The organism is Roseisolibacter sp. H3M3-2, assembly GCF_029211165.1.
Classification (GTDB): domain Bacteria; phylum Gemmatimonadota; class Gemmatimonadetes; order Gemmatimonadales; family Gemmatimonadaceae; genus Roseisolibacter.
In genome coordinates this window covers 1-5,480 of sequence record NZ_JARGEK010000332.1, presented here as the reverse complement: position 1 = coordinate 5,480, position 5,480 = coordinate 1, and the positions used below count along the sequence as shown (strand labels likewise).

The following is a 5,480-nucleotide window of genomic DNA, read 5'->3' as shown; positions in this document are numbered from 1 at the left end:
CCGCGCCCGCAGGCGGCGGCGCGCCGTCCCGCCGGCAGCCGCGCGGCGGCCGCCACGCCCCGGGGGGACGCGTGAGCGCCGACCCGATGGTCATCCGCCGGCTCGAGTACCTCGGGCCGATGGCGTCGCCGCACGGGTGGCGCCCCGAGGCGAAGCTCCCCGAGGTCGCGTTCAGCGGGCGCTCGAACGTCGGCAAGTCGTCGCTCATCAACAAGCTGGTGCGCCGGAAGGGGTGGGCGCGCGTGAGCAACACGCCGGGACGCACGCGCGAGATCCACTTCTTCGACGTCAACGGGACCTTCGCGCTGGTCGACCTGCCGGGATACGGCTACGCGCGCATCTCGAAGGAGCGGAAGGCCGAGTGGCGGCCGCTGATCGAGGGGTTCCTGCGCGCGAGCCCGCAGCTGCGCGGCGTTGTCCAGCTGCTCGACGTGCGCCACGGGCCGACCGAGGACGACTACCAGATGCTCGACTTCCTCGGCGAGCTCGGAGCGCCGACGCTGATCGCGGCGACGAAGATCGACAAGCTGAAGAAGGCGGAGGTCGGGCCGCGGCTGAAGGCGCTCGCCGAGGCGGTGGGAACCGACGAGTCGCAGATCATCCCGTTCAGTGCCGTGACCGGCGAGGGGCGCGACGAGCTGGCGGCGGCGATCGTGGAGCTGGTCGGGCAGCCGTCGTGGCGCGCCGAGGAGTTCGAGGCGCCGGCGGCGCCGGAGCCCGACGGGGAGCCCGAGACGGAGCCGGAGGCGTGAGGATCCGTCTCCTGCTGGCCGGCGTGGTCGCGGCCGGGTGCGCGTCCGCGCCGGCCGTCCTGCCCCCCACGACGGCCGCCCCGCCGGCGGCGCGCGGCGACACCGCCGACGCGACGCTGCTGCCGGCCGGGCTGGGGACGCTCCGGCAGCAGGACCTCGCCGTGCGGCTGCCGCTGGTCGGCGGCGCGACGGCGCAGCTGCTCCCGCTCGACGAGAGCTTCCTGCGGCTGCTGGCGCCCGACTCCTACCGCACGCTGCGCGACCTGCGCGCGAGCCGCCGCGTCGCGCTGGACTCGATCGCGCAGCGCTTCCGGCTGCCGCGCTACAGCATCTGGTACGTGTCGTTCTTCGGGCAGGAGCAGGGGGAGGCGCGCTTCTCCCCCTTCGAGGTCATACTGACCAACGGGGGGCGCGAGTTCCGCCCCCTCGAGATCGTGCCGCTGTCGCCGGGCTTCGGCGAGCAGCGGCTGCGGCAGCGCGACGTGAAGGCCGCGCTCTACGTGTTCGACGGGTCGATGGACCTGAACCAGCCGCTCGAGGTGAGCGTCGAGTCGGCGCGCGACGCCACGTCGTGGAGCGCGGTGGTGCTGCCGCGCGTGGAGCGGGAGCGCGCGCTGGTGCGGTCGCGCGCGTCCCGCGGCCCCGGGCGCTGACCGCCCGGCGCCCGCCCGCTCAGAGGTCGGTCGCCAGCGTCAGGCGCAGCGTGCGCGGCGCGCCCGGCATGATGTTGTTGTTGCCGTGCGAGTTGGCGAAGTAGCGCGCGTCGAGCAGGTTCTCGACGTTCAGCTGCGCCCGCGCCTTCCCGCCGAGCGAGAGGAAGAGCGCCCCGTCGAGGCGGGTGAAGCCGGGGAGCGTCACGGTGTTGTCGACGGCGGCGTACATCTTCGACTGCTGCACCACGCCGAGCCCCGCGCCGAGCATCGACGCCACGCGGACGCGGTTCCAGAGCGAGAAGGTCTGGCGCGGCACCAGCGGCACCGTCGCCCCTGCCCTCGCGGCCGAGGTGGTGCTCACGATCTCGGCGCGCTGCGCGGCGAAGCCGCCGGCCACCTGCCACCAGTCGGTCACCTGCCCCGTCGCGCCCAGCTCGACGCCCGTCGTGCGCTGCGCGCCCGTCTGGACGATGCGGCTCGCGTCGAGCGGGTCGGGGGCCGAGGTGTTGGTGCGGTCCAGGGTGTACCAGGCGCCGCTCACCGCGACGCCGCCCCGCAGCTCGTACTTGGCGCCGAGCTCGCGGTTGCGGAAGCGCTCGGGCTCCAGCCCCCGCGTGGTGGCGGTGAGCGACGCGAACTGGTCGCCCGAGCTGGGGAGGAACGAGACGCCGTACGAGCCGTAGAGCGAGAGCGACGTCACCGGCTTGTAGACGAGCCCCGCGCGCGGCGACACCATGCGGTCGTCGCGGGTCAGCGCCTGCCCGGTGCGGTTGTTGACGTAGCGCAGGTCGAAGCGGTCGTAGCGCACGCCGACGACGGCCTGCAGCTGCTCGGTGAGCGCGACCTGGTCCTGCACCAGCGCCCCGGCCACGCGCGTGTCGACGTTCGCGTCGGCGTCGGTGGCGCTCGGGCGGAAGGCGACCGCGACGCGCGTGGTCGGGTCGGCGAACGGGACCAGCGTCGAGGTGGCGGTGCCGCCGCCGAAGTAGCCGGTGCGGCGGACGTTGTCGGAGAGCTGGCGCCCGACCTCGCCGGCGACGAGCAGCGTGTGGCGCACGGCGCCCGTGCGGGCCTCGAGCGTCACGTCCGTCTGGTTGAAGACGTTCGTGCGGTCGGTCCCGTTGGCGTAGGCGGAGATGCTGACCTGCGAGCCGGCGGCGTTGACGGCGCCCGGGAAGACGTTCTGGTAGAACTTGTCGTAGCGCTGCCAGCGGGTGCGGTTGCGCACCATCACGCCGCGGCCGGCGTCGTGGTCGATGGTCATCCCCGCCGCGCGCACGAGGATGTCGCTGTAGCTGGAGTCCGGGTTGCCGAAGAACGCCTCGGGGTCGCCGCCCGACGGGACGCCGCGGAACGACGGGACGCCGCGGTCGACGCGGCGCGCGTCCTCGAACTGCTCGTAGCCGAGGCGCACGAGCGTGCGCGCGCCGGCGGCGACGGCGACGGTCGGGTTGACGCCGAAGCGGCGCGCGCTGCCGAAGTCGCGGAACGTCTCGGCGCGCTCCATCATCCCGTTGACGCGGAGCGCCACGCGGCCGAAGCCCTGCCCGACGTCGAGCGCGCCGCGGCGCTGCTCGAACGCGCCCCCGGTGAGGGTGAGCGTGCGCACCGGCGCCCACTGCGCCTGCTTGGAGACGCGGTTGATCACGCCGCCGCCGCCGCCGCGCCCGAAGACGAGGGCGTTGGGCCCCTTCAGCGCCTCGACGCGCTCGACGTTGTACAGGTCGCGGAAGTACTGCGCGTCGTCGCGCAGCCCGTCGACGAAGAAGTCGGCGGTGGAGCTGTTGCCACGGATGGTCGGCGCGTCGCGGTGCCCCTCCCCCTGCCCCATCGTGACGCCGGGGACGTAGCGGACGACGTCGCCCATCGACTGCATGGCCTGGTCGGCGATGAGGTCGCGGGTGACCACGCTGACGGCCTGCGGGACGTCGCGGAGCGGGGTGTCGGTGCGGGTCGCCGAGGCGGTGCGGGCGACGCCGTAGCCCTTGCGCGGCGTCGAGGCGGCGGCGCGGACGACGACCCGGTCGAGCTTCCGCCCGCGGGTGGAGTCGGCCGCGCTGTCGGCGGCAGGCGTCGGCGCCTGGGCGGCGAGGACGGCGGGGGCCGCGAGGGCGGCGAACGACGCGACGGCGAGCTTGCGCACGGACGGTGAGGGCGGGTGGAATCCCGAACGACGGACTCGGAATGGCCGGGATCTTATGCCGTCACCCGAATCCCGTCAATCGCGTTCGGGATTCATTTTCGCCGCCGCCGCGCTACCTTGGCGCCACCACCACCCGCCCCCCGACCGATGCCCTACCTCCCGCTGCGCGGCCTCCCCGCCCGCCCCGCGGCCGCGCTGGCCGACGCCTGGCTCGAGCGACTCGCCGACCGGCTGCACGCCCCCGACGCCCAGACGGCCGACGCCCGCGCGGTCATCTGCCGCGACACCCTCGCCGAGCTGCTGTACCCCGGGCTCGGGACCGACGTCGAGGGGGCGATGCGCGACGAGCGGCTGCCGGTCGGGACCCGCCTCGCCCTGGCGACGCTCGATCCGCGCAACGTGACGCTGGAGCCCGAGTACTACGCCGACTGCGACGACGCCCGCTTCCAGCCGGTGAAGCCGCTGCTCTGGCTCTGGTACTCCTTCGACCGCACCCCGCTCGGCGGGCAGCACGTCGACCTCGGGGTGCGGCTGCGCCGGCTGCTGGCGCCGCTGATCTTCAAGCGCTGCGGCGAGCGCTTCAAGTGCTTCCAGCACGTCGAGTTCAGCTTCGGCTACAACATGGAGGTCGGCGACGACGTGGTCGTGCACCGCCACGTCCTGCTCGACGACCGCGGCGGGATCCTGCTCGGGAACAAGGTCTCGATCTCCGACTACGCCAACGTCTACAGCCACACGCACAGCATCGTCGAGCAGGCCGACGTGACGAACGTCCAGACGGTGCTCGGCGACGGGGTGCGCATCACCTACCACGCGACGGTGCTGGCCGGCGTGCACGTCGGCGAGCAGGGGATGGTCGGCGCGGCGGCGGTGGCGACCAAGGACGTGCGGCCGTACCACGTCAACGTCGGGATCCCGGCCAAGAGCATCGTCGTGAAGCCGAACGCGCCGCGCGAGGAGGCGTGGGTGTCGGCGGCGGCGCGGGAGAAGGCGAAGGAGGGGTGAGGATCGAGGAATGAGCGTCGAGCGGTGAGCGTCGAGCGTCGAGGAGGCTCCTCGCGGCGGGAGGAGCGGTCCCCGCCGCGGGGCGCTGCCGACGCTCGACGCTCGACGCTCCGCGCTCACACCACCCGCAGCACGTCCTCGAGCGGGCCGGCGTCGCCGCCGCCCAGCAGGTGCAGCACGTGGTCGAGCGCCTCGCGCTCGCGCGGCCACACGAATCGCGCGCGCGCCTCCCCGGGAGACAGCCAGGCGAAGGCGCCGTGCTCGGGGCCCAGCGCGGGGGCGTCGGGGGCGTCCACGAAGGCGCAGAACGCGACGGCCAGCTGCACGACGCCCATCCCGTGCAGGTAGAACGCCTGCGTGGTGACGTTGTAGAGCCGCGCGACGCGCAGCCCGGTCTCCTCCGCGACCTCGCGCAGCGCGGCCTGCTCGGGGCGCTCCCCCGGCTCGATGCGCCCGTGCACGGCCTCCCAGGCCAGCGGGCAGCGGGTGCCGGCGGCGGCGCGCTGCAGGACGAGCACGCGCCAGCCGTCGGCGCGCGGGCACACGACGTAGACGTCGACGACGCCGACGCGCAGTTCGGGGTAGTCGCTCACGGCCGAAAGGTGCGCGCCCGCCCATCGGCGCTCAAGCCGGCGGCGGCGCGGGCGCGCGCGGGCGGCAGCGCGCGACGGGCGGCAGCAGCTCGAACGTCCCGTCCAGGTCGGGCAGCGCCCCGACGTCGCCGCGCCCGGGCCGCCGCCGTCGCTCGGCGGCCAGCGCCGGGTCGACCGCGTCGGCCGCCTCGAGCGCCGTCACGGTCGGCGGGTCGAGGACGCGCAGCAGCTCCTCGACGCTGGTCGCGCCGCCGCGCACCGCGGCCGCCCCGCTCTCCCACAGCGTCGCCATCCCGCGCGCCCGCGCCGCGGGGGCGCCGGCCGGCGCGTCGGG

The 5,480-nt window shown here is 74.9% G+C and carries 5 protein-coding genes and 1 pseudogene; 3 read left to right on the top strand and 3 right to left on the bottom strand.

The genetic code is table 11. The features are described from left to right. Positions 1-752, top strand: a 752-nt coding sequence (gene yihA, locus PYV61_RS20315) for a ribosome biogenesis GTP-binding protein YihA/YsxC (RefSeq protein WP_275835040.1), incomplete at its 5' end; no start/stop codon positions are given. Then, positions 749-1,405 carry a hypothetical protein gene (locus tag PYV61_RS20310; RefSeq protein WP_275835038.1) on the top strand — a complete coding sequence of 219 codons (657 nt, stop codon included), beginning with the start codon at positions 749-751 and terminating at the stop codon, positions 1,403-1,405. The genes yihA and PYV61_RS20310, both read left to right, overlap by 4 nt. A gap of 19 nt (positions 1,406-1,424) precedes the next feature. Here PYV61_RS20310 and PYV61_RS20305 read toward each other — a convergent pair whose 3' ends face one another. Next, positions 1,425-3,548, bottom strand: a complete 2,124-nt coding sequence (locus PYV61_RS20305; protein ID WP_275835036.1) for a TonB-dependent siderophore receptor — start codon at positions 3,546-3,548, stop codon at positions 1,425-1,427. Between the two features lie 147 nt (positions 3,549-3,695). On the opposite strand from PYV61_RS20305, the gene PYV61_RS20300 reads away from it, so the two are divergent. After that, positions 3,696-4,553, top strand: a complete 858-nt coding sequence (locus PYV61_RS20300) for an acyltransferase (protein ID WP_275835034.1) — start codon at positions 3,696-3,698, stop codon at positions 4,551-4,553. Between the two features lie 116 nt (positions 4,554-4,669). On the opposite strand, the gene PYV61_RS20295 is transcribed toward PYV61_RS20300, so the two are convergent. Next, entirely contained in the window at positions 4,670-5,146 is a 477-nt protein-coding gene (locus PYV61_RS20295; protein WP_275835032.1) for an NUDIX domain-containing protein, read from the bottom strand. 214 nt (positions 5,147-5,360) lie between these two features. After that, positions 5,361-5,480, bottom strand: a pseudogene (locus tag PYV61_RS26655) (hypothetical protein); the annotation flags it as partial.